This is a genomic window from Acinetobacter sp. CY81, from assembly GCF_059515925.1.
Map to the genome: position 1 here is coordinate 54,360 of NZ_JCAKNC010000004.1, position 23,327 is coordinate 77,686.

General features: G+C 39.7%; 22 protein-coding genes. 10 read left to right on the forward strand and 12 right to left on the reverse strand.

The window, feature by feature from the left end:
• The first annotated feature begins 8 nt into the window (after positions 1 to 8).
• A complete protein-coding gene (locus AC5YDM_RS06460) occupies positions 9 to 1,283 on the forward strand; it encodes a replication-associated recombination protein A (RefSeq protein WP_496151300.1) in 1,275 nt (424 codons plus the stop codon).
• Positions 1,284 to 1,836: 553 nt separating this feature from the next.
• On the opposite strand, the gene purC is transcribed toward AC5YDM_RS06460, so the two are convergent.
• Genes purC through dapA form a run of 3 tightly spaced genes read right to left on the reverse strand, consistent with a single transcriptional unit; the run spans position 1,837 to position 4,112 of the window.
• The gene (gene purC, locus AC5YDM_RS06465; protein WP_496151301.1) at positions 1,837 to 2,556 is read right to left on the reverse strand and encodes a phosphoribosylaminoimidazolesuccinocarboxamide synthase; all 720 of its coding nucleotides are present in this window, start codon (positions 2,554 to 2,556) and stop codon (positions 1,837 to 1,839) included.
• Between the two features lie 37 nt (positions 2,557 to 2,593).
• A complete protein-coding gene (locus tag AC5YDM_RS06470; RefSeq protein ID WP_496151302.1) occupies positions 2,594 to 3,196 on the reverse strand; it encodes a lipoprotein-34 precursor (NlpB) in 603 nt (200 codons plus the stop codon).
• A gap of 16 nt (positions 3,197 to 3,212) precedes the next feature.
• The gene (dapA, locus tag AC5YDM_RS06475; RefSeq protein ID WP_496151303.1) at positions 3,213 to 4,112 is read right to left on the reverse strand and encodes a 4-hydroxy-tetrahydrodipicolinate synthase; all 900 of its coding nucleotides are present in this window, start codon (positions 4,110 to 4,112) and stop codon (positions 3,213 to 3,215) included.
• A 642-nt stretch (positions 4,113 to 4,754) separates the two neighbouring features.
• Between dapA and mhpT the strand changes: the two genes are divergently transcribed.
• The 3 genes from mhpT (at position 4,755) to AC5YDM_RS06490 (ending at position 7,977) form a co-directional block, all read left to right on the forward strand.
• Complete coding sequence (mhpT, locus tag AC5YDM_RS06480; RefSeq protein WP_496151515.1) at positions 4,755 to 6,002, forward strand: 3-(3-hydroxy-phenyl)propionate transporter MhpT; 1,248 nt, start codon at positions 4,755 to 4,757, stop codon at positions 6,000 to 6,002.
• 268 nt (positions 6,003 to 6,270) lie between these two features.
• Positions 6,271 to 6,912: a bifunctional nicotinamidase/pyrazinamidase gene (pncA, locus tag AC5YDM_RS06485; RefSeq protein WP_496151516.1), complete on the forward strand. Its 642-nt coding sequence runs from the start codon at positions 6,271 to 6,273 to the stop codon at positions 6,910 to 6,912.
• Positions 6,913 to 7,008: 96 nt separating this feature from the next.
• On the forward strand, positions 7,009 to 7,977 hold the full coding sequence (locus AC5YDM_RS06490) for a bile acid:sodium symporter family protein (RefSeq protein ID WP_496151304.1): 969 nt from the start codon (positions 7,009 to 7,011) through the stop codon (positions 7,975 to 7,977).
• Between the two features lie 24 nt (positions 7,978 to 8,001).
• On the opposite strand, the gene glmS is transcribed toward AC5YDM_RS06490, so the two are convergent.
• The 8 genes from glmS to AC5YDM_RS06530 form a co-directional block, all read right to left on the reverse strand.
• The gene (glmS, locus tag AC5YDM_RS06495) at positions 8,002 to 9,840 is read right to left on the reverse strand and encodes a glutamine--fructose-6-phosphate transaminase (isomerizing) (RefSeq protein WP_496151305.1); all 1,839 of its coding nucleotides are present in this window, start codon (positions 9,838 to 9,840) and stop codon (positions 8,002 to 8,004) included.
• Between the two features lie 12 nt (positions 9,841 to 9,852).
• Positions 9,853 to 11,217, reverse strand: coding sequence for a bifunctional UDP-N-acetylglucosamine diphosphorylase/glucosamine-1-phosphate N-acetyltransferase GlmU (glmU, locus tag AC5YDM_RS06500; protein WP_496151306.1), 1,365 nt, complete (start codon positions 11,215 to 11,217; stop codon positions 9,853 to 9,855).
• A 21-nt stretch (positions 11,218 to 11,238) separates the two neighbouring features.
• The gene (locus AC5YDM_RS06505; RefSeq protein WP_496151307.1) at positions 11,239 to 11,760 is read right to left on the reverse strand and encodes a phosphatidylglycerophosphatase A family protein; all 522 of its coding nucleotides are present in this window, start codon (positions 11,758 to 11,760) and stop codon (positions 11,239 to 11,241) included.
• Complete coding sequence (thiL, locus tag AC5YDM_RS06510) at positions 11,738 to 12,655, reverse strand: thiamine-phosphate kinase (protein ID WP_496151308.1); 918 nt, start codon at positions 12,653 to 12,655, stop codon at positions 11,738 to 11,740. The genes AC5YDM_RS06505 and thiL overlap by 23 nt, the downstream gene beginning before the upstream one ends.
• A 12-nt stretch (positions 12,656 to 12,667) precedes the next feature.
• Entirely contained in the window at positions 12,668 to 13,117 is a 450-nt protein-coding gene (nusB, locus tag AC5YDM_RS06515) for a transcription antitermination factor NusB (RefSeq protein ID WP_496125331.1), read from the reverse strand.
• Positions 13,118 to 13,120: 3 nt separating this feature from the next.
• A complete protein-coding gene (gene ribH, locus AC5YDM_RS06520) occupies positions 13,121 to 13,591 on the reverse strand; it encodes a 6,7-dimethyl-8-ribityllumazine synthase (protein WP_004718750.1) in 471 nt (156 codons plus the stop codon).
• Positions 13,592 to 13,618: 27 nt separating this feature from the next.
• Positions 13,619 to 14,737, reverse strand: a complete 1,119-nt coding sequence (gene ribBA / locus AC5YDM_RS06525; protein ID WP_496151309.1) for a bifunctional 3,4-dihydroxy-2-butanone-4-phosphate synthase/GTP cyclohydrolase II — start codon at positions 14,735 to 14,737, stop codon at positions 13,619 to 13,621.
• 294 nt (positions 14,738 to 15,031) lie between these two features.
• Positions 15,032 to 16,312 carry a hypothetical protein gene (locus AC5YDM_RS06530; RefSeq protein ID WP_496151517.1) on the reverse strand — a complete coding sequence of 427 codons (1,281 nt, stop codon included), beginning with the start codon at positions 16,310 to 16,312 and terminating at the stop codon, positions 15,032 to 15,034.
• Positions 16,313 to 16,389: 77 nt separating this feature from the next.
• On the opposite strand from AC5YDM_RS06530, the gene serB reads away from it, so the two are divergent.
• The 3 genes from serB (at position 16,390) to AC5YDM_RS06545 (ending at position 19,007) form a co-directional block, all read left to right on the forward strand.
• Positions 16,390 to 17,610 (forward strand): phosphoserine phosphatase SerB, encoded by a 1,221-nt coding sequence (gene serB, locus AC5YDM_RS06535; protein ID WP_496151310.1) that lies wholly within the window; start codon positions 16,390 to 16,392, stop codon positions 17,608 to 17,610.
• A gap of 414 nt (positions 17,611 to 18,024) precedes the next feature.
• On the forward strand, positions 18,025 to 18,339 hold the full coding sequence (gene aciT, locus AC5YDM_RS06540; RefSeq protein ID WP_496151311.1) for a ciprofloxacin tolerance protein AciT: 315 nt from the start codon (positions 18,025 to 18,027) through the stop codon (positions 18,337 to 18,339).
• 188 nt (positions 18,340 to 18,527) lie between these two features.
• Positions 18,528 to 19,007, forward strand: coding sequence for an SCP-2 sterol transfer family protein (locus AC5YDM_RS06545; protein ID WP_496151312.1), 480 nt, complete (start codon positions 18,528 to 18,530; stop codon positions 19,005 to 19,007).
• Positions 19,008 to 19,102: 95 nt separating this feature from the next.
• Here the strand turns inward: AC5YDM_RS06545 and dtd are convergent, their stop codons facing one another.
• Positions 19,103 to 19,543, reverse strand: coding sequence for a D-aminoacyl-tRNA deacylase (gene dtd / locus AC5YDM_RS06550; protein ID WP_496151313.1), 441 nt, complete (start codon positions 19,541 to 19,543; stop codon positions 19,103 to 19,105).
• Positions 19,544 to 19,777: 234 nt separating this feature from the next.
• On the opposite strand from dtd, the gene AC5YDM_RS06555 reads away from it, so the two are divergent.
• From AC5YDM_RS06555 to pncB, 3 genes are all read left to right on the forward strand, one after another.
• Positions 19,778 to 21,295, forward strand: coding sequence for a catalase (locus AC5YDM_RS06555; RefSeq protein WP_496151314.1), 1,518 nt, complete (start codon positions 19,778 to 19,780; stop codon positions 21,293 to 21,295).
• Positions 21,296 to 21,475: 180 nt separating this feature from the next.
• Positions 21,476 to 22,000: an ankyrin repeat domain-containing protein gene (locus AC5YDM_RS06560; protein WP_496151315.1), complete on the forward strand. Its 525-nt coding sequence runs from the start codon at positions 21,476 to 21,478 to the stop codon at positions 21,998 to 22,000.
• 115 nt (positions 22,001 to 22,115) lie between these two features.
• The gene (pncB, locus tag AC5YDM_RS06565) at positions 22,116 to 23,324 is read left to right on the forward strand and encodes a nicotinate phosphoribosyltransferase (protein ID WP_496151316.1); all 1,209 of its coding nucleotides are present in this window, start codon (positions 22,116 to 22,118) and stop codon (positions 23,322 to 23,324) included.
• Positions 23,325 to 23,327: the final 3 nt, after the last annotated feature.

A 23,327-nucleotide genomic window follows, 5' to 3' on the forward strand; every position in this document is an offset into this window, starting at 1 on the left:
ATAACAATATGTCCGAAACTCAAATTCCACTTCCTGAACGCATTCGTCCACGTGATTTGTCTGAGATTATCGGACAGGATCACCTTTTAGGTGAACAAGCACCCCTTCGCCAAATGATTGATCAGGGACATCTTCCATCAGTCATTTTTTGGGGACCTCCAGGTGTCGGTAAAACTACGATTGCTTTTTTGTTAGCTCAAGCTGTGGATCGACCTTTTATTAGCTTATCAGCGTTAAATACAGGGGTTAAAGAGCTTCGAGAGATTATTGCTGAAAGTGGTGATTTGATCGTACCTGTGGTGTTTATTGATGAGATTCATCGCTTTAATAAGTCGCAACAAGATGCATTACTCAGTGCCGTAGAAAAGGGAAAAATTACCCTCATCGGTGCAACTACAGAAAATCCGTCATTTGAAGTCAATAATGCGCTGTTGTCGCGTTGTCAGGTCTACACCTTACGAGCGTTAACAGAAGAAGACATTAGTAATTTGATCCGCCGTGCTTTGCAGCAGGATAAATTTCTTCAAGACCATTATATTCAAATTGAAGAATATGACGCATTGATTCAGTTTGCAGCAGGCGATGCACGAAAGGCACTGAACCTTTTAGATTTGATCGCCTCAACTTTAGAACCTGAAGTTGAAAATATCATTACCAATGCGATGGTAGTGAAAGTTGCTCAACAAAATATTGCACGTTATGACAAGTCGGGTGAACAACATTACGATTTAGTCTCTGCATTTATCAAATCCATTCGTGGTAGTGATCCTGATGCAGCGCTGTATTGGATGGCTCGAATGCTCAAAGGCGGAGAGGATCCAGTTTTTATCGCACGTCGTATGTTGATTGCCGCTTCGGAAGATATTGGAAACTCGAATCCAAATGCTTTATTGCTTGCAGGCGAGTGTTTCCGCTCGGTACAGGCTGTGGGTATGCCAGAGTGCAGAATTATATTAGGACAATGTGCTGTATATCTGGCAACCAGCGCTAAGAGTAACAGTACCTACTTAGCCATTAATAAAGCTTTAGAGCTGGCTGATCGGACTGCCAATTTAGCCGTGCCTCTTCATTTACGTAATGCACCAACTAAGATGATGAAAGAGCAAGGTTATGGCGTAGATTATCTCTACCCACACAATTACCCTGAGCATTTTGTGACACAGGAGTATTTACCACCTGAGCTAAAAGGCACTAAGTTGTATGAATCAGCACGGAATAAACGTGAAGTAGAAGGTGAGCGTTTACAACAAAGACGGTGGCAACAGGAACAACAGCAACAGTAAAGATGTGAATAAAATGTTGCAAAAAAAAGCCCCATTCAAAAGGATTGAATGGGGTGAAAACACATCTAAATAAATTTGGTCGGCAACTACAGTCTCTCTCAATGAGCCACCAACTCCTGTAGTCGCCTGGTATGTGATGATCATATTCAGTTTTTTTATACATGTAAAAGCGATCATTTAAATAAGTATAATTTATATTTCCGATTTATATTTTCATTAAATTTAATTGGTTGATGCTTATTGATAATTTAATATTTTTTAAAATCTAATTTTATAGAGCTAATAAATAAAAAATCGTAAAAGTTTAAATTGACTTCAAAATTGTCATCTAATTTTCACATTGGTTGCTTATCTTAACTGTATTGCCAAGGTTGGAGAGAGCATTGGCAATACTCAACTTTATGATAAGAACAGTAAAAACTAAAATGAACAAAAAAAGATAAAAAGAAATTACAGCGTGAAATAAGAATGAGAAGTTAAAACTAAAATAATAGTTTGAAATTGAGACATAAAAAAACCGAGTCAAATGACTCGGTTTTTTCTTGAGCTTTGCTTAGATATCAGAAAGATCAACGCCAATACGTGATGCAACTTCTTCATAAGCTTCAACTACACCGCCTAAACCTTGACGGAAACGGTCTTTATCTAATTTTTTCTTGGTTTCTTTGTCCCATAGACGGCAACCGTCTGGAGAGAATTCATCACCTAGTACGATACGGTCGTGGAATACACCAAACTCAAGTTTAAAGTCGACTAAAAGCATACCGCCTTGCGCGAATAATTCTTTAAGTACAACATTCACTTGGTAAGTAAGTTCTTTCATACGTTCAAGTTGATCAGCAGTAGCCCAACCTAAAGCAATCGCTTGAGATTCGTTCACCATTGGATCGCCAAGACCGTCATCTTTGAAGAATAATTCAAAAGTAGGTGGAGTCAGTTCTAGACCTTCTTCAACACCTAAACGACGGCATAAAGAGCCTGCAGCATAGTTACGAATGACACATTCAACTGGAATCATGCTGAGTTTTTTCACTAAAACTTCATTTGGTGTAAGAAGTTTTTCAAAGTGAGTCTCAATACCTGCAGCAGAGAGTTTTTCCATGATGAAGGCGTTAAAACGGTTGTTAACCTTACCTTTGCGATCTAGCTGTTCAATTTTCTCGCCATTAAATGCCGAGGCATCATCACGAAAGACTAAAATCAGGTGGTCTGCACTATCGGTTTCATAAACGGATTTAGCTTTACCAGTATAGAGCAAGGTTTGTTTTAACATGGTGGAACCTTTTTCAGAGAGAATATGCCTAGAACGACTAGGCTGGCCAGTTTTGAGAAATCTGGGTTAATATTTCTGCAGCTTTTTCTTTGTCTGCAAAAGTATTATTGGGATTGAACACAGCAAGCGTATTGGTTGAACCAACAGCATTCAACTTCAACACATAGCTTTCACCATCCACTTTCAACGTGACTTGTTGTGCGTTTTTAGCTGTCGAAGTAACGTTGAGGTTCAAGCTACTCAATGTTGCTAATGTGTATTGCCAAATTGTATCAGAATTTCCTTCAATTTTAATCAGTGGATTACCATTACCATCTGTTAAAAGTTGAGGACGTGTTACAACATTGTTGGCAGTCGTTTCTGGATTTACAGTTTCTTGAGCTACCGTCGCACGAGGAAGCTCAAAGCGGTTGCCACGCTTATTTTCCAGCGTTGGTGCATTTTCAATAGCAAGTGGATCAACAACTGGGAAGGGATACAACGGCGTTGCTGGTCTAACCATTGATCCTTCAGGGTATTTAAGTGGTTCTGGAGCAGGTATGTTCTTATAATCTAAAGAACCATTATCGAGACCGATCGTACTACAACCCGCAAAACTTAAAGCTGAAAGGGTAATGATTAAACCAAAACGTAGTTGCATATTTTAAAACTCTTTTTTAAATGATGCTCGCTGCTTTTAAATCTTCACGCAGAGGAGCTCTATATTGTTCTGCAAGAGGCGTTAATGGTAGGCGGATACCTGTTCCAATTAAGCCCATTTCATGTAAAGCCCATTTCACAGGAATTGGGTTTGATTCACAAAATAAAATATTGTGTAAATTTGCTACCTGATTGTTAATCGTTTCAGCGTGAGCTTGGTCACCAGCAAGTGCTGCAGCGCAGACTTCACTCATTTGTTTTGGTGCAACATTCGCCGTTACAGAGATATTACCTTTTGCACCATGTGCAATCAGTTGATATGCAGTTGCATCATCACCTGAATACACCACCATATCTTTACCTTTTAAACCTTCAAGTAATGCTGCACCACGAGGCACATCACCTGTTGCATCTTTGATGCCGACAATTTGTGGAATATCTGCTAAACGAATCACCGTTTCATTATCCATGTCGACACCTGTACGACCAGGTACGTTATACAAAATTTGTGGTAAGTCTACAGCTTCAGCAATAGCTTTATAGTGCTGATATAAACCTTCTTGTGTCGGTTTGTTGTAATAAGGCGTTACCAGTAAAGCTGCATCAGCACCTAATTCTTTGGCTTCTTTGGTGAGTTCAATTGCTTCACGCGTTGAATTTGCACCTGTACCTGCAATAATTGGAATGCGCTTATTGGCTACACGAATGATTTCTTTGATCACTTGCGTGTGCTCTTCCATGCTTAGCGTTGAAGCTTCGCCTGTAGTACCTACAGCAACGATACTATTCGTACCTTGTTCAATATGCCATTCGACAAGCTTCTCGAGACCCTTCCAATCTACAGTTCCATCTTCAAACATGGGAGTGACGATTGCGACAATTGAGCCTTGAATAATCTGAGCTTGCTGAGTAGTCATTTTGAAACAATATCCTATTTTTCCATCCAGAGAGGGTTGAGAAGCGATATGTTGGATGGGTTTGTATTTTGATTTATAACACGATCCAATAGGCTGTGCATACTGGATAATGCCTATGTAAATTATGAACTAACACACGAATAAGAACAATACGATTTCAATGAACCAGATAAAAAGTTTAGTTAAAACAAGTAACTTTTTTTTCAAAGCATTTGTTCAACAGAAATGTTTAGTTATTCATATAAATACATGGATGATTTTTCAAGGATTGAATCAATTTTAGCATTCGATATTTGGTCGCATGTTAAATCCTAATAAAATACTCGGAATTAATAGTTTATAAGGATTGTATGATATTTTTAGGATCTTTAAGTGGGTGTTTAAAATCTAATAATCTTGGAATATAGTTTGATTTTTAATTATTTAAATGTCTTAATTATTTTACCAATCAGTCAAATAAAATGTGAAGTTATAAGCTATTCAACAGATAATAGAAGTGAGTTGCTCCCAAAAAATATTTTACTAATCGTTTTAAAGACTTTTTTTAAAAAATAAAATAATAATAGTTCTCATACACCCTCTAGCATCGTCATTGTTCTACCACCATTTGATAGCTCTAACTTCTAGATTGAACAGGACATAATCGGCTTCGTATTTTATTGCTGGTTATATGAGGAAAATTCAATGCAAGGATCGGAGAATAAGCATGCAATTGTGACAGTAGGAATCTGTTTTCTCATTGCAGTAATTGAAGGTTTAGATATTCAGGCTGCGGGGATTGCAGCTGCGGGTATCCGTGAACATTTTGGATTAGATAGTTCACAATTAGGCGTGTTTTTTAGTGCTGGTATTTTAGGTTTATTACCGGGCGCATTGCTAGGTGGTCGTATTGCCGATCGCATTGGTCGTAAAAAAGTTTTAATCTGGTCAACTGCGGTTTTTGCTGTCTTTACGCTATGTACCGTTTGGGTGAACAGTTTTAACAGTCTATTGGTGGTTCGCTTCCTTGCAGGTGCGGGTTTGGGTGCGGCAATGCCGATCTTGATCACATTAGCTTCAGAAGCTGTTTCTGTACAGAATCGTGGTCGTGCAGTTGGTTTGATGTACTGTGGTATGCCTGTAGGTGCAGCGATCTTATCTTTAGTGGCAAGTACTGATTTCGGTTCGAACTGGAAAAATATTTTCTACTTAGGTGGTTTGCTTCCGATTATTGTGATTCCAATTATGATGAAGTTCTTACCTGAATCTAAGGAATTCTTAAAATCACAAAATAAAACTGAAGCTGAAATTGCGGCAGCGCCTCAAGGTTCGTTCAAAGATTTATTTAACTCAGATAATTTATTCCGTACGCTTTTCATTTGGGTAAGTTACTTCTTCACATTGATGGTGGTTTACATCATGTTAAGTTGGTTACCATCATTATTCACCGAATTAGGTTTCAGCCGTAAAGAGGGTGCAACTGCACAGTTCTACTTCATGGTAAGTGCAACAATCGGTACGATTATCTTGGGTATGTTGACTGACCGTTGGAAAAAAGCATACGTTATCGTGTTGATGTACGGCGGTATTCTTGCAGGTTTGTTGGCTTTAAATGCAGCAGGTTCATTAACTCAAATGTATATGGCATCTGCTTTAGTTGGTGCATTCGTTATCGGTTGCCAAGGTGTATTGTACGCGTTCGGTGGTATTGTTTACCCAACTGAAGTTCGTGGTACAGGTATCGGTGTTGCGTCAGCTGTAGGTCGTATTGGTGCAATGCTTGGGCCTGCGATTGCTGGTTCATTATTGACAGCCGGCTTTGGTGCAACAGGTGTTATTTCAGCAGCCATTCCATGTATTATTATTTCAGCTGTATTCATGTTGTTATTGGTTCGACGCATCCAAAACTAATGAAGTTTTGAAATAGATTAAATTAAAGCCCGCCATTGAGCGGGCTTTTTTATTGGAATAAATGTGTTTTTTTGCGCACTGTTGAGCGTATTTTTTGAGTGCTGAATTTAATATGGTTTGGATCTATTCCTTGTGTTCTGGGACCGATCTAATGGCTGAGTTTTTCATAGTCGCAGTGTCAATATTGTAGTTCGGGCATTCCTATGTAATATTCGCTGAGGTTTTATTTAGAAATTTTTACCTAGAAGAATGATTTGGAGAAAGGATGATGTTCCAATTAGATCGTAGCGCATTAATTGTGGTGGATGTTCAAAATGGCTTTACACCAGGTGGTCATTTGGCGGTAGCAGAGGCTGATCAAATTATTCCAACCATTAATGATTTAGCGCAATATTTTAATAATATTGTGATTACGCAAGATTGGCATCCTGATCATCATATTTCATTTGCAGAGAATCATCCTAATCATCAACCTTTTGATACTATTGAACTGCCTTATGGTTCTCAAGTATTGTGGCCGAAGCATTGCGTGCAGGGGACTCATGATGCGGAGCTACATCCAAAACTCAACTTACCCACCGCACAATTAATTATTAGAAAGGGTTTTCATGCAGACATTGATAGTTATTCTGCATTTATGGAAGCAGACCAGAAGACATCAACAGGGCTGGCGGGTTATTTAAAAGAGTGTGGGATTGAAACGGTATTTGTTGTGGGTATAGCAACAGACTTTTGTGTAGCTTGGACGGCGATTGATGCGGCTAAGTTAGGCTTCAATAGTTTGGTGATTTCTGATGCGACTAAAGGCATTGATTTAAATGGTTCATTACAACATGCATGGCAACAAATGCTGGCAAATGGTGTAAAACGAATTTATGCCAAAGAGCTCAGTTTACTTCAAACCCAATGATCTAAATGTATTGAGCAAGTGATCGGCTTCAATGGGATTGAATATTTCTATAATTTTAAGCGTAATGTGCAACAAAACACGCATTGGGTTGTCGATATGTCGAAATTTTTAAGTGTGACTCAGTTTATCCAAAAAACGTTTGCGCTATGGGTCATCTTATTCTCAGTCCTCGCCATGATGATTCCAGAAGCATTTATATGGCTCAAAACCTATATCACATGGATGTTAGGCATCATCATGTTTGGTATGGGTATGACCATGACTTTAGGTGATTTTAAGGGTGTATTGCAAAGCCCTAAAGCGGTTTTTATTGGTGTAGTGGCACAGTATGTGGTTATGCCATTTACGGCTTTTGCTTTATGTAAAATATTCCAATTACCGACTGAAATCGCCATAGGTGTAATTTTGGTTGGATGTTGTCCAGGTGGTACAGCTTCCAACGTGATTACTTATATGGCAAAGGGTAATGTTGCTTTATCTGTTGCTTGTACTTCAGTTTCAACCCTATTAGCCCCTTTATTGACGCCTACTATATTCTATCTTTTGGCCAGTCAATGGATTGAAATTGATGCGATGTCGATGTTTAGTTCGATTTTACAGGTCGTATTATTTCCAATTGTTTTGGGTTTAATTGTCCGTTCACTACTTAAACAAAGTGTGGATCATTATCTTTCAGTGATGCCTTTAATCTCTGTGGTTGCCATTGTGCTGATCGTGGCGGCTATTATTGCGGGAAGTAAAAGTCAGATTTTAGAGTCAGGTCTAATCATTTTAGGTGTGGTTGTTTTACATAATGGATTTGGTCTACTTCTAGGCTATTGGGCTGCAAAACTGTGTGATTTACCTAAAGTAGATGCAAAAGCTATTTCTATTGAAGTAGGGATGCAAAACTCTGGGCTAGGGGTGGCATTATCTGCAGTGCATTTTGCTGCATCACCAATTACCGCTGTACCGAGTGCGATCTTTAGTCTGTGGCACAATATTTCAGGTGCAACGTTAGCGACTTATTGGGCGAGGCAAGCTGAGAAAAATGGTCAAGGATTAGAAAGTAAAAAAGAGAGCTAAAGCTCTCTTTTTTATAAGAAAAAATTATTCGACCGTAACTGATTTTGCAAGATTTCGAGGTTGATCGACATCTGTACCACGAAGAACTGCAACATGGTAAGAAAGCAATTGCACAGGAATACTGTAAACAATTGGCGAAAGTAGAGGGCTAATGGAAGGAATAAGGACCACATGCTGACGGTCTTTTTCTTTAATCCCACTATTTTCATCTGCAAATACAAATAGTTCACCACCACGGGCTTGAACTTCTTCCATATTTGATTTGAGTTTATCAAGCATGTCATCTTTAGGCGCAAGAATCACGACAGGCATGTCATTGTCTACCAATGCTAGAGGCCCATGCTTTAATTCACCTGCAGCATAACCTTCAGCATGAATATAAGAAATTTCTTTGAGCTTCAAAGCGCCTTCTAAAGCGATTGGGAACTCTGTACCACGACCTAAGAATAGACAGTGATTTTTCTCTACAAACAGCTCAGATAGACGCAAAATTTCTTTATCTTTTTGCAATGTATCTAAAATAACTTTAGGTAAATGCCATAAACCTGCAATGATCTCAGAAATTTGATCTGCAATGATCGTTTGCTTCACTTGACCCACTTTAAGTACAAGTAACATCAATGCTGCAAGCTGAGTGGTAAATGCTTTAGTTGAAGCAACACCAATTTCAGGGCCTGCTAAAGTCAGTAGGCTATGATTGGTTTCACGTACCATTGATGATGTAGCGACGTTACAAATGGTCATGGTTGCAATGTGAATATTCTTTTCAGTCGCACGACGTTGTGTATCACGTAGTGCAGCCAAAGTATCTGCCGTTTCACCTGATTGGGAAATACATACGTAAAGCGTATTGTTCACAATCACAGGGCTACGATAGCGAAACTCACTTGCAATTTCAACTTGGCAAGGTAGGTCAATGAGTTGCTCAAACCAATATTTTGCAATCATCCCTGCATGGTAACTTGTACCACATGCTAGAATTTGAACTTGAGTAATTGATGCAAAATCTACATTGGCTTTTTCTAAGAAATCATCGCGTAAAGCATTTCCATTCAGTGCTTGAGAAATCGTTTGCTGAATCGCTTCAGGTTGTTCATAGATCTCTTTAAGCATGTAATGCTTATATTCACCCTTAGATGCATTGCTCACTGTTGCATCAAGTTCTTTAATTGGGCGATCAACTGACTGACCATTTACAAACACTTCAATCGAATCACGCGTTAAACGCGCAATATCACCTTCTTCAAGATAGATAAAACGATTGGTAATTGGAAGTAAAGCCAATTGATCTGAGCTGATAAAGTTTTCGCCGATCCCTACGCCAATCACTAAAGGCGAGCCTTCACGAACAGTGATTAACTCATCTGGATAATCAGTGTGTACGATGCCTAATGCGAATGCACCTTTAAGTTGAGGAACGACTTGTTCAACCGCTTTGAGTAGGTTCGGAGACGATTTCAATGCATCATGAACTAAATGTGCAACGACTTCAGTATCTGTTTGAGAGCTAAATACATAACCTAAAGCTTCAAGATCATCTTTAAGTTCTTGATAGTTTTCAATGATACCGTTATGTACAACAGCAACCTGACCTGAAATATGCGGATGTGCATTATCTTCAGTTGGCTTGCCATGAGTCGCCCAGCGTGTATGTGCAATACCTAATGAGCCGATGATTTCAGCTTCATTCACGGCATTTTCAAGGTTAACCACTTTGCCGACACGGCGTTGGCGTAACACATGACCTTGGTTGACCAATGCTAAACCAGCAGAGTCATAACCACGGTATTCAAGGCGCTTTAAGCCTTCGATCAAAATATTGGTAATACTACGTTCAGCAACGCCACCGACGATTCCGCACATATTTAATTCCTCTTATTTCTTAGTCTTTTGTGGACGTTGATAATTTTCTTTTGCAATTTGTTTAGCACGTTCAAATGCCAGGCTGTTGTCAGCGACATCATGTGTAATGACTGAACCTGCACCTGTCGTTGCGCCATGACCAATTTTGATCGGGGCAACTAAAGAGTTATTTGTACCAATAAAGGCATTATCACCAATAATGGTTTTATGCTTATTCGCACCATCATAATTACAGGTAATCGTACCTGCGCCGATATTTGAACCTGCACCGATTTCAGCATCACCTAAATAGGTAAAGTGATTGGCTTTAGAGCCTAGACCTACTGTCGAGTTTTTCACTTCTACGAAGTTACCAATATGAACTTCATTCGCCAGTTTTGCACCAGGGCGGAGGCGTGCAAATGGACCGATTTGAACAGACTCACCAATGATTGCATCGTCAAATACGCTATAGGGTTGGACTTTTGTTCCAGCAGCGATAGAGGTGTTTTTAATGACGCAACCTGCACCAATTTCTACATTGTCACCGAATTGACAATCACCTTCAATAATCACGTTAATATCAATGCGTACGTCTTGTCCAACTTGAAGTCGACCACGTAAATCAAAACGCGCAGGGTCAATCAGATGAACCCCTTGTTGCATCAATTGCTCCGCTTGATAAGCTTGGAATTCACGTTCTAAAGCAGCCAATTGAATACGATCATTAACCCCTTCAACTTCGAAAGCAAGTTCAGGTTGAATGGATGCGATTTCCATTCCATCAGCCAAAGCCATGGCAACAATATCGGTCAGGTAATATTCACCTTGAGCATTATCATTGCTGAGCTTTGGTAACCATTCATGCAGTTTCGCATTGCTTACACAGTAGATTCCTGTGTTGATTTCTTTGATCTGACGCTGTTCATCAGAAGCATCTTTATGTTCAACAATGGCTTGGATTTTATGATCAGAACGAACAATACGACCGTAGCCTGTTGAATCAACTAATGTGAGTGTAACGATCCCGATGCCTGTTTCAGTCGAGACATCAACCAAACGTTGCAAGGTGCTTTCTTGAACACATGGAACATCACCAGACAGAATCAGAGAAATCCCATCTTTCGGCAAGACGGGAAGAGTCACTTTAACCGCATGACCTGTACCGAGTTGTTCAGTTTGTTCAACCCATTGAATATTTTCTTGAGCAAATGCACTTTGAACGCGATCACCGCCATGACCAAAAATGGTAATAATATTTTTAGCTTTTATTTTTTTTGCTGTTTCAATCACATGTCCTAATAATGGACGACCTGCTAAAGGTTGAAGTACTTTTGGCAGTTGTGAACGCATGCGCGTACCTTTACCTGCAGCAAGAATAACAACAGTGGTAGACATAAAACACCCTAAAATTCTGGCTTAAGCCAGATCAATATATAAGTAAATTATAATACAGATAGCTGCCCACAGCCCTGCGATAATATCATCTAACATGATGCCAAAGCCGCCATCTATGCGACGGTCAATGACACGAATTGGCCAAGGTTTCCAAACATCAAATAAACGGAATAACCCAAAGCCAACCAGAACCCATAACCAATTCATTTGTCCTAAATAAATTAGGGGTAGAAAAGTAATAGATTGACCTGCAAATTCATCCCATACAATTCGACCATCATCGTGTACACCCATAATGTCGGCAGTACGACCACAAATATAAATGCCGATGAGCGACATGATGATCATGGCAATGACGCTCTGATTAAAACCTATCATCATCCAAATAGGGATAAAAAGGAGCGCAAAAGCAGAACCGAAAGTACCCGGTGCTTTTGGAAGTAAACCTGAACCGAAACCAACGCCAGAAAAGACGATAAAACGTTCAGTCCAATTCATTTGTTTAAATTGAATAGGAGGTTTATGCAAAGTGTTGATATCCATTAAATTGAACGGGATGATCTTTGCCATCTTTATCAAAAATCAAAGCGTGATTGTCTATAATTTTCCCGATGATTGTCGTTGGCGTTTTAGGTTTATTTTGCAAGAAAGCTTCGTAATTTTGAGGACTTATTGTAAAACATAATTCATAGTCATCGCCACCTGCAAGTGCATATTGCCATAGTTGTTCATCTGACAAATGGTGAAGTGCTTCATGAATTGGAAGCTGATCGAGATATATTTTAGCACCGACTTGAGAGGCTTTTAAAATATGTCCGAGATCTTGTGCTAAACCATCAGATACATCAATCATACTATGCGCTAAATTTTTAAGTTGTGTACCTAGCTCACAGCGAGGTGTGGGGTAATCCAATCGTTGCTGTAATGGATGCCCAATGTGCTGTAAGGCAAAAGCAGCATCACCTACTGTACCACTTACACAAATCAAATCACCGACTTGAGCGCCAGAACGCTTCACGGCTAGACCATTTGGAATCCAACCGAGTGCTGTGACAGAAAGGGTTAAATGTGGGCTTTGTGTGGTGTCACCACCAATTAAGCGCACGCCAAATTGATCGCAACAATCATATAAACCACGGCTAAATTCTTTTAACCATGCATGATCAATTTGGGGTAGGCTCAATGCGAGTAAAATACTATGCGGTTGTGCCCCCATTGCTGCAATATCAGATAAATTGACAGCGACACATTTCCAACCAATGGCATGAGCAGAAGTGTCTAAAGGGAAATGTCGGCCTGCGACTAAAGTGTCTGCACAAATGACCAACTGATGGTCTTGAGGGGGGGTGAGCAGGGCTGAGTCATCACCAACGCCTAAATCGACAGAATCTAAATTCTTACGATTAAAATAGGTGTCAATAATAGAAAACTCAGCCATTTCAACAACAACTTATTTAGCTTGTTGCTTTTCTGCTTCACGCAGGCTTTGCGATAAACGGTCTAATACACCATTGATGTATTTATGACTGTCTGCTCCGCCAAAGTGTTTCGCTAATTCAATAGCTTCGTCCAATACAACACGATATGGAATTTCAAGATGCTCTTTCAATTCGTATGCGCCTAAACGCAATGTTGCAAGTTCAACACCGTCCAGTGCATTGATCTCACGATCAAGAACTGGAACCAATAACGCATCCAATGCTTCATGATTTGTAATCACTTGCGTGAGCAATTCATGATAATAGCTTAGATCCACTTTATGCATCGCATTTTCAGCACGTGTACGTGCCTCGATTTCGTGCATCGGGTTGTGGCTCATTTGCCATTCATAAATCCCTTGTACAGCAAAACGACGTGCTTTGCGTTTCGCTGCATAAGTAGCTTGGAGTGTCTGCGACATGCTTTAGATCGCCTTTAGCAAGTTAACCATTTCAATTGCAGTAAGGGCAGCTTCGCCACCTTTATTGCCTGCTTTTGTACCAGAGCGTTCAATCGCTTGTTCAATACTGTCCGTAGTTAATACACCGTTGATCACAGGTAAGCCAGTGTCTAAACCAACTACACCTAAACCTTTGGCACATTCGCCTGCAACGAAGTCAAAGTGTGGTGTGCTACCACGAATAACTGCGCCGAGAGCAATGACAGCATCGAATTTACCCGAAGCAGCTAATTTTTTAGCCACAACAGGAAGTTCCCATGCGCCTGGTGCGTGAACAACAGTGATATTATCGTCGCTAACACCATGACGATGCAACGTATCAATTGCACCTTCTAATAAATGTTCAACAACAAAGCTGTTAAAACGTCCAACTAAAATCGCGTAACGGTCTTCGCTCGCGAGATGTAATAAACCTTCAATACGGCGAATCGCCATAGCAACCTCGATATGTAATAAGAATAATTAAACAGAACTTTGTTCAGCGGTTACATATTCAACCACTTCTAAGTTAAACCCTGATAATGCGTTGAAACGTAATGGTGAGCTGAGAAGTTTCATTTTCTCTACCCCTAAATCACGTAAAATTTGCGCACCGACACCAATCGTTTGGTATTGCTGTGATAGTGCTGCATTTGATTTAGCTGGTTTTGGTGTGGTCAAAGCATCAAGTGCCGGACCTAAATCTGACAAATGGCGCTGACCGATCCAAACCAATACACCGCGTTCGCTATCGGCAATGGTTTTAAGCGCTTTATCTAAATTCCAAGCAGCTTCGCCATCTTGTTTATTCAGTTTAAGCAAATCACGTGTTGGATTAAAACCGTGTACACGCACTGTGGTTACACCTGCTTTAGGTTCACCTTTAACTAGTGCCAAATGAATATCTGGATTACCTAATTCACGGTAACGGAACAATTCAAATGTGCCATATTCAGTATCAAGTGTTTGCTGATCAATGCGTTCAACCGTTTGTTCATTGGTCATACGGTAATGAATTAGATCTGCAATGGTACCAATTTTTAGACCGTGCTTTTCAGCAAATACTTCAAGGTCTGGACGACGAGCCATCGTGCCATCTTCATTGATGATTTCACAAATCACAGACGCTGGCTCTAAACCTGCTAAGCGTGATAAATCACAGCCTGCTTCGGTATGACCTGCACGGTGTAGAACACCACCTGGTTGTGCCATCAATGGGAAAATATGGCCGGGCTGAACAATGTCAGCAGGTTTTGCATGAGCAGCCACAGCGGTCTGAATCGTGTGAGCACGTTCAGCAGGTGAAATGCCTGTCGTAATACCGTTGGTTGCTTCAATTGAAAGCGTAAAGTTCGTGCCGTGTTGAGCACCATTGGCATCGACCATAAGTGGCAGATTCAGCTGTTGGCAACGTTCTTTACTTAATGTTAGGCATACTAAACCACGCGCATGCGTGATCATGAAGTTGATGTCTTCTGGACGAACATGCGTGGCAGCAATGACTAAATCACCTTCATTTTCACGATCTTCGTCATCCATCAGGATAACCATTTTTCCTGCACGGATATCTGCTACGAGTTCTTCCACAGTGTTGAGTGACATCAACCTTCACCTTTTTGTTATGTCATTCTGACATTTGAATAAAATCATTGGGACATAGTCTAACGCTTTTTGCTGGGTTTTGCCTATGCTAATCACATTCCCTTTGCTTAGACTGTTATACACATCTTAATAGGGCATTGAAAAGGCATAATATTTTGAAATATGCTTAAAACCGCTTAATCTATAAGCAAATGCTGTACTAAAACTGTTAATTTTTGAGCGAAAATGAAAAAACCAGATTTAACTTATCATTAAATCTGGTTTTTAAATCACAACAAATGATAACTGTTGAGTTTAAGAAGCTTGGTCTTTCAGGTCTGGCTCTGTAGATGGTTGAGATTTACCTTTCAGGATCTCTGTACGGATCTGTTGAGCAAGTTCTGCACAACTTTCATTCATTCCATTAATCATAAATGCATGACGAGTCAGTACGCTAGTCGGGTTAGGCATAGGCACTAACTGGTAGCAATCGCCCACATGCTTTAATTGCTCATTATTTAAATACACCGCCATTTCTTTGGCAATCAAATGATGCGTTAAACGTTCTGAGGCTTGTAGAGCATCAAGTTGCATGGCTTCAACCGCAGATGCCACAGAACAACGTGTCTGTAGAACGAAACGTTTGTCTTCACGATAGCGTTTATACAAGACATCAGATAAGAGTTGGAAGACTGAACCAATCATCAATAAACATTGCGACGCATTGTTTTGAGTCGTTGAAACACTGATCACAGCACCTTGACGGTCAAATTCACGACCAATCACAAAATCTTGCTTATTTAACTGATAGTGCTGGCTACATAAATCGATACTTTTATTCAAGAAAATTTGGCACAAATTAAAGTAAGGCAAAGCCACGGATTGATTAACAGTATTGATCAGTTGTTTTGGATCATAGAATTGAATATTCAATGACAAGGTATTTTCATCAACGACAAAAGGTTTTGGTGTTTTATTGGCTGTTGGAGTTACCACAACTTGCGCAGCTTGTGCAGTTGCAGTCACAGCATTATTTTTTTCGAGCTCTAAAGCTTCAGTGAGTAATTGAATTTCATGTTTTAGACGTGCTTCATTATTTAAGCGAGCAAGATATTCACTGCGAGTAGGGCGTGCAATTGCACGATAAGCTAACCACAATAATCCATGTACAAACAATGAAAATAGGATCGCAAGCCATTGCGTACGAAGGATTTCACCAATGCTCGGTTTAACCAAGGTGATTTCAATGCTACCGACTTTTTTCTCATTTTGTAGCGCATCACGCACAAAGACTTCACCTTGACGTGTTTTAGAAAGTCCTGCCGTTGCTAAAACCTGATTGCTAGAACTGAGAATTCGAATATAAGCCACACTTGGGTTGGTTGCGTAACGATTTGCCAATAATGCTAGAGAAACTGTATTGGCAGGTTCAAGCTCAGACAGGCTGTCTGCAACCAACTGACTTGTCATCAATTGACCTTGGCTGGCACGGTTTTCGTTTAATTGATGAGTTGTTGCAATGACCAATAAAAAGGTGTGCAAAGCAAAGCTAATAATCAGTAGGCTAGCAAATAGCCCTTGTCTAGGTGCATTCAACGTAAACTTCCAAGGCATTTATATTCGATTTCGATTATGATTCTTACATTAGTTGTAGCTCAGAACCGAGTCAATTCATGCGAGAAATCATTCTTATTTCATTTTTAGGTCCTGACCAACCGAATCAGTTTACTCGATTGATGCAGGTGTTGTCCGTACATTCTTTGCAAATTTTAGATGTAGGACAAGCAGTTATCCATAACCAACTGACGCTCGGTATTGTTGTTGCGTCAGATGACCAGACAGCAACAGCTTTGGCCATGAAAGACATCCTTATTTTAGCACATGAAATTGGGTTGACTGTGCGTTTCAAACCGATTGCTGCATCAGATTATGATCAATGGGTGAAAGAAGGTGGTCGTACCCGTTATATCGTGACGGCATTGGCACCTGAACTGACCGCTTCACACTTGCAAGCCGTGACCAATATTGTTTCAAGCCAAGGTTTTAATATTGAAACCGTGACACGTTTATCCGGTCGTCCAGCTTTGGAATATGACGATACAGCACCCAAACGTGCTTGTGTAGAATTTGGCTTAAAGGGTCAAATGCTTGATGCTGCTGCAATGCGTGCAGCGTGTTTGAAACTTTCAAGTGAACTGAATGTCGATGTCGCTGTTCAAGAAGACAATGCGTATCGTCGTAATCGCCGTTTGGTTTGTTTCGATATGGATTCAACGTTGATTGAGCAAGAAGTGATTGATGAACTTGCCAGTGAAGCTGGGGTCGGTGAGCAAGTTGCTGAAATTACTGAACGTGCAATGCAAGGTGAGCTAGATTTCCAAGCGAGTTTCCGTGCACGTGTTGGCTTACTTAAAGGTATGGATGCATCAGTGCTGCCTAAAATCGCTGAACGTTTAACAGTGACAGAAGGTGCTGAACGCCTAATTTCGACTTTAAAGTCATTAGGTTATCGTACGGCTATTTTATCTGGTGGATTCCAATATTTTGCTGAGTATCTTCAGGCTAAATTAGGCATTGATGAAGTACATGCCAATGTTCTGGATGTGCAAGATGGTTTGGTTACAGGCGAAGTCAAAGGGCATATCGTTGATGGTGCTCGTAAAGCTTTGTTATTACGTCAAATTGCTGATGAGATGGGGATTTCACTAGAACAAGCAATTGCTGTTGGTGATGGTGCAAATGACTTACCAATGCTCTCAATTGCAGGCTTAGGCGTCGCTTTCCGTGCAAAACCATTGGTACGTGAAAATGCAAATCAAGCCATTTCAAGTGTAGGTTTAGATGGTGTCTTGTATTTATTAGGTGTGCATGACAAAGATTTAAATCGCGCATGATTCTTACAATTTGATGACGATTTAAGCGACTTTCGAGTCGCTTTTTTATTGCTAAATCCATCATATATATGTGCTTTTGTGAATTAGGTTTGGCAGTCAAAAAATAGATGATCAAGATCGAAAAAAAGATGATTTTGACAAAAAATTACGAGGTATTTTTTTGTAATGACACGCCAAGGGCGATGTTATTTAGCTTCACATAAAAATATCAAATTTGAAAAGTGTAATTACAAAAGACTGTTGCGACAAGGTGTGTCGTTTACAAAAAGAACAGGTCTTCTTTTCTGAAAAAAACTCACCATAATGCAATGCAGAGGCTCGAATAAGATCACTGAGAATAATTGAAGAGCTTTTAACTTTGTTGCGAAACACCATTGAGCGGTTTTAACACACATCAATCTGACGGAGGTTTTTATGGTCACAGCAACGTTTGCAACGATAATTGGATTTAGTCTAATTGCTGTAGCATTAGCGACTGTTTTCTTTTCCCCTTACCGTCACTGGTTAGGTTTCATGCTAGCAGGTATGGCATTTTGGGGTATATTGGAAGCGATTCGTTTCGGTGTACAAAATGTCTTCGATATGACCGTAGCATACGGGTACTTAACAGCGATCAGTTTAGCGATGGTTGGTCTGACTGCATTTTTATTGCGTGAAGACAATCGTGCTCAGAAAGCATTGCAAAATCGTCAATATATTGAACATACACCTGTCTATGAAGATGAGTAATGATCTAGATCATTTTCATTTTGACTCATTAGAATCATCCGTCTAAGCGTTAATATTTAAAGGTATATCTGTGCGATATGCCTTTTTTTTGTCGATATTTTTGTTAAACAAAGCCTAATCGTATTTTGAATAAGATATGTTAGGATGAACTCAACCCATTTTAAATTAAAACAACAGGCTTAAATGTCATGAAACTTTCTTCAATTCCAGTCGTGAAACTTCCGATTGTTGATGCTAGTACTGATCCACTCGATTTACTCGTTTTAGGTCTGGCGCTACGTATGAAGCAACTTGCTCGTACCAGTCCTAAATTTATTGAACTGATTCATGACCGCCAATTCCGTATTCAAATTGGAACGGATTTAGATGTTGCGCGTCAAATTATCGTAAATCACGGTCAAATTGATACAGTGTCAGGAAGTGCAGAAAAAGCCGATTTTATTTTGCAATTTGCTGATAGTGAGCAAGGCGTGAAAACCTTAATGAAGGGTGATCCAACAGCTTTCATGACAGGAATGCAAAATGGCACGATCAAAATGGAAGGTGATTTCAGTTTATTAGTATGGTTCAACCAAGCTGCAAAATTGATTCCACCAAAGATTCCAAAACCAGTAAAAGAAAAATTCAAAATTGCGCGTCAATTTTTGAAGGAAAAAACAGGTCGTTAATGGGCTGAGTTTTGCATGATTCAATAAAAAGCCCTCTCGTGAGGGCTTTTTTATAATCTAGGAATTTTAATATAGCGATGATGTATTTTGAAAAGTTATTCAACTTCTAAATTAAACGTGACAGGCCCATCATTAACCAAGTGTACTTTCATATCGGCAGCGAAAATTCCCGTTTGTACATTTTCAAACTGAGACTGGGCATAGTCGACCAGTTTTTCATACAGTACTTTTGCATCGCTGGGTGGCATAGCGGGACCAAAGTCCGGGCGCAAGCCTTTTTGAGTTTGAGCCATCAAAGTAAATTGTGAGACCAATAAAATTCCACCACCAGCTTGGCTGACATTCCAACCCATCTTGCCTTGTTCATCATCAAAGAAACGATATTTTAAAATTTTATCGATCAGTTTTTTGCCTTTTTCGAGATTATCTTCTTTACCTAAACCTAGAAAAATGACAATGCCTGTTTCAATTTGACCTGTGATTTCACCATCAACTACTACTTTTGCTTCTAAAACTCGTTGTAACAACGCACGCATAACTTAACCAAACTTGCTGTTTTTTAATTCAAATGAATTGTAGCAAATACAAGAAAAAAGAGTGATTGAATAACTATGTATATTTCTTAAGGTACTGATAAATATTGTTTTTAGTAAATAGAAAAATCTTTATCCAATAAAGCGATTGAAACAATAAATATTATCCTTTTTACCAATTTAAATTAAACAGGTAACTTACGCGGGCAGGAAAGGTAAATTTAAGAGAGAAGATCGATGTTTAAGCGTTCTTTATTGGTTGCAATGCTTGCAACTGCTACAGTAGCGACGGCTGCGCCATTAACTAAAGATAACGGTGCACCAGTAGGTGACAACCAGAACTCTATCACTGCAGGTGAATATGGTTCGGTTTTATTACAAGACGTTCAACTTGTACAAAAATTACAACGTTTTGGTCGTGAGCGTATTCCTGAGCGTGTTGTTCACGCACGTGGTACAGGTGCTTACGGTGAGTTTGTAACAACTAAAGATTTATCTGATCTTACTGTTGCATCAATGTTTAAAGCAGGAACGAAAACTCCAGTTTTCTTACGTTTTTCTACGGTAATTCACCCTAAAGGTTCACCAGAGACTTTACGTGACCCGCATGGCTTTGCTGTTAAATTCTATACACAAGAAGGTAACTGGGACTTAGTCGGTAATAACTTACCTGTATTCTTTATCCGTGATGCGATCAAGTTCCCTGATTTCATCCACGCGATGAAACCATCTCCAGTTGATAACGTTCAAGATCCTAACCGTGCGTTTGACTTTTTACAAAGCCAACCATGGGCTGTAAACATGTTGACTTATGTTTACTCAAATAACGGTATTCCAACAAGCTACCGTGAACAAGACGGTTTTGGCGTACATGCATTCAAACTTTATAACGATAAAGGCGAATACAAGTATGTGAAATTTAACTTCCGTTCTAAGCAAGGCGTAAAAGGTTTGAACCTTGATCAAGCTGCTGAAATGCAAGCAAAAGATTTCAATCACTTGACCAACGATCTTTATAAAAACATCAATGCGGGTAAACATCCAAAATGGGATCTTTACATCCAAGTTCTTGATCCTCAAGATTTAGATAACTTCGATTTTAACCCACTTGATGCAACAAAAATCTGGCCTACAGATTTAGTTCCAGAAGTTAAAGTTGGTACTTTAACGCTTAACCGTATGCCGAAGAACTTCTTCAACGAAACTGAGCAATCAGCTTTGGCACCAGGTAACTTAGTGCCAGGTATCGAACCATCTGAAGACCGTTTATTACAAGGTCGTGTGTTCTCTTACTCTGATACGCAAATGTATCGTTTAGGTGCGAACCATCAGCAACTTCCTGTAAACCGTCCGGTTGTTAAAGTAAATACTAACAACCAAGAAGGTTTCATGAACATGTCTGAAACTGATTCTAACGTGAACTATGAACCAAGCCGTCAAGAGCCTAAAGCTGCTACAGCAAAAGCTAAAGCAGTAGCAACTCCGCTGGATGGTAAAGTGCTTCAACAAGCCATTAAGAAAGAACAACCGTTTAAACAAGCGGGTGAGTTATATCGTTCTTATTCAGCTCAAGAAAAAACTGACTTGATTCGTAACTTAGGTGGCGATTTAGGTGCAGTGAAAGATGCTGAAACGAAAAACATCATGCTTTCTTACTTCTACAAAGCGGATGCTGATTACGGTACACGTTTGACTCAAGCTGCTAAAGGTAACTTAGCAACAGTTAAAGCGAAAGCAGCACAATTGAAAGACTAATTCCGATTAGTTAATCAGATTGGCGACTAGGGTCTTGGAGGTCGCCTCAAAAAAGTCCTGTAAAACTCAATTCCTTTCCTGCAACCCTAGGGGAGTTTTACAGGCATTCTTGTGCTTTATCTTTCATCCAGTTGATACATGAAGCACAGTCCAAATTATCGATTTTTTTTGGAGTTCATCATGAAAGCTATGCATAAAATGATTTTAGTCAGTATTTTGAGTTTTGGTTCTGCATTCGCAATGGCTAACCCGACTCAAAATATCTCCTCTGCTAAAGTGAATGTAAATGATCAGATGACCTCACAACAAGAATTGATTGATCTCTTTATTGCAGCAGCTAAGACGGGTAATCAAGAGGTGATCACAGAGTTTCTGAAGCATGGTTTCCCAGTCGATGTGCGAAATCGTGCAGGCTATACCGCATTAATGATGGCAGCCTACTATGGTCATCAAGAGGTTGTAACGACACTTTTGGCGAAAGGTGCTGATCGTTGTGCACGAGACCATAAAGGTAATACAGCCCTAATGGGTGCGATCTTTAAACTAGAATGGTCGATTGCGAAACAATTGCGCCAAGTTGATTGTGATGCCAACGCCGCAAAAACAGGTCAAAAGACCACAGCTGAATTTGCCAAAATTATTGGGCAAGAAGAAAAGTTAAAGCAGATGACCGAAGCTTATTCACAAAAAATTGAAACTCAGTAATGATTATAAAGTTTCAGTAATTAGTCGAATAGTTGCCCGCAATTACGGAAACATAGGTTTGCAACAGTGAAAAATGTGCTTTAATGCAATAAGTTGCTAAAAACCGAAAAACAATATGTCTGCCATTATTCATTCTTTACTTGATACTGATCTGTACAAATTTACGATGTTGCAGGTGGTATTACACAAGTTTCCACAAACGGACAGTGTGTACCAATTTCGTTGCCGTAATTTGGATGATACTGCTTATCCTCTCGTTGATATTTTAGACGACCTTAATGAACAACTCGATTATCTTTGTCAGTTGAATTTTAAAGCTGATGAGTTGGAGTATCTCCGAAGCCTACGTTTTATCAAAAGTGACTTTGTTGATTATCTTGAATTATTTCAATTGAAACGTCGCTTTATTAAAGCCAGCATTGATGAGCAGGGCCGTTTAGATATTCGAATTGAAGGACCGATGGTTCAAGCCATGATGTTTGAAATCTTTGTCCTTGCAATTGTGAATGAGCTGTATTTCCGCCGTATCGGTAGTGATGAAGTGATGGCAGAAGGCGAACGTCGTCTACTGGCAAAAGTTGAGTTATTGAAACAGTATCAAGCTGAACAGAAACCGAATGATCCGCCATTTCTAGTGTCCGACTTTGGCACACGTCGTCGTTATAGCTTTGAATGGCAAAAGCATGTAGTTGAAGAGTTTCACAAAGCAGCACCGCATATTTTCCGTGGTACGAGTAATGTATTGTTAGCCAAAGACCTCGGTATTACCCCAATTGGTACAATGGCGCATGAATTTCTGCAAGCCTTCCAAGCATTAGACGTCCGTTTACGTGATTTCCAAAAGTCTGCGCTTGAGACTTGGGTGCAAGAATACCGTGGAGATCTAGGCATTGCTTTGACAGATGTCGTTGGAATGGATGCTTTCTTACGTGACTTCGATTTGTACTTCGCCAAACTATTTGATGGTTTACGTCATGACAGTGGTGACCCGTATGAATGGGGTGATAAAGCCTATGCACATTATAAAAAATTAAAAATTGACTCTAAAACTAAAATGTTAACGTTTAGTGATGGTTTGAATTTAGAAAAAGCATGGTCACTCCATAATTACTTCAAAGATCGCTTCCAAGTCAGCTTTGGTATTGGTACGAATTTGACCAATGATATGGGGCAAACAGCGCTCAATATTGTACTGAAATTGGTAGAATGTAATGGTCAGTCGGTGGCGAAACTATCAGACAGTCCAGGAAAAACCATGACGGACAATGACACCTTCTTGGCATATTTACGTCAGGTGTTTGAAATTCAAGAACCTGCTACATAACAT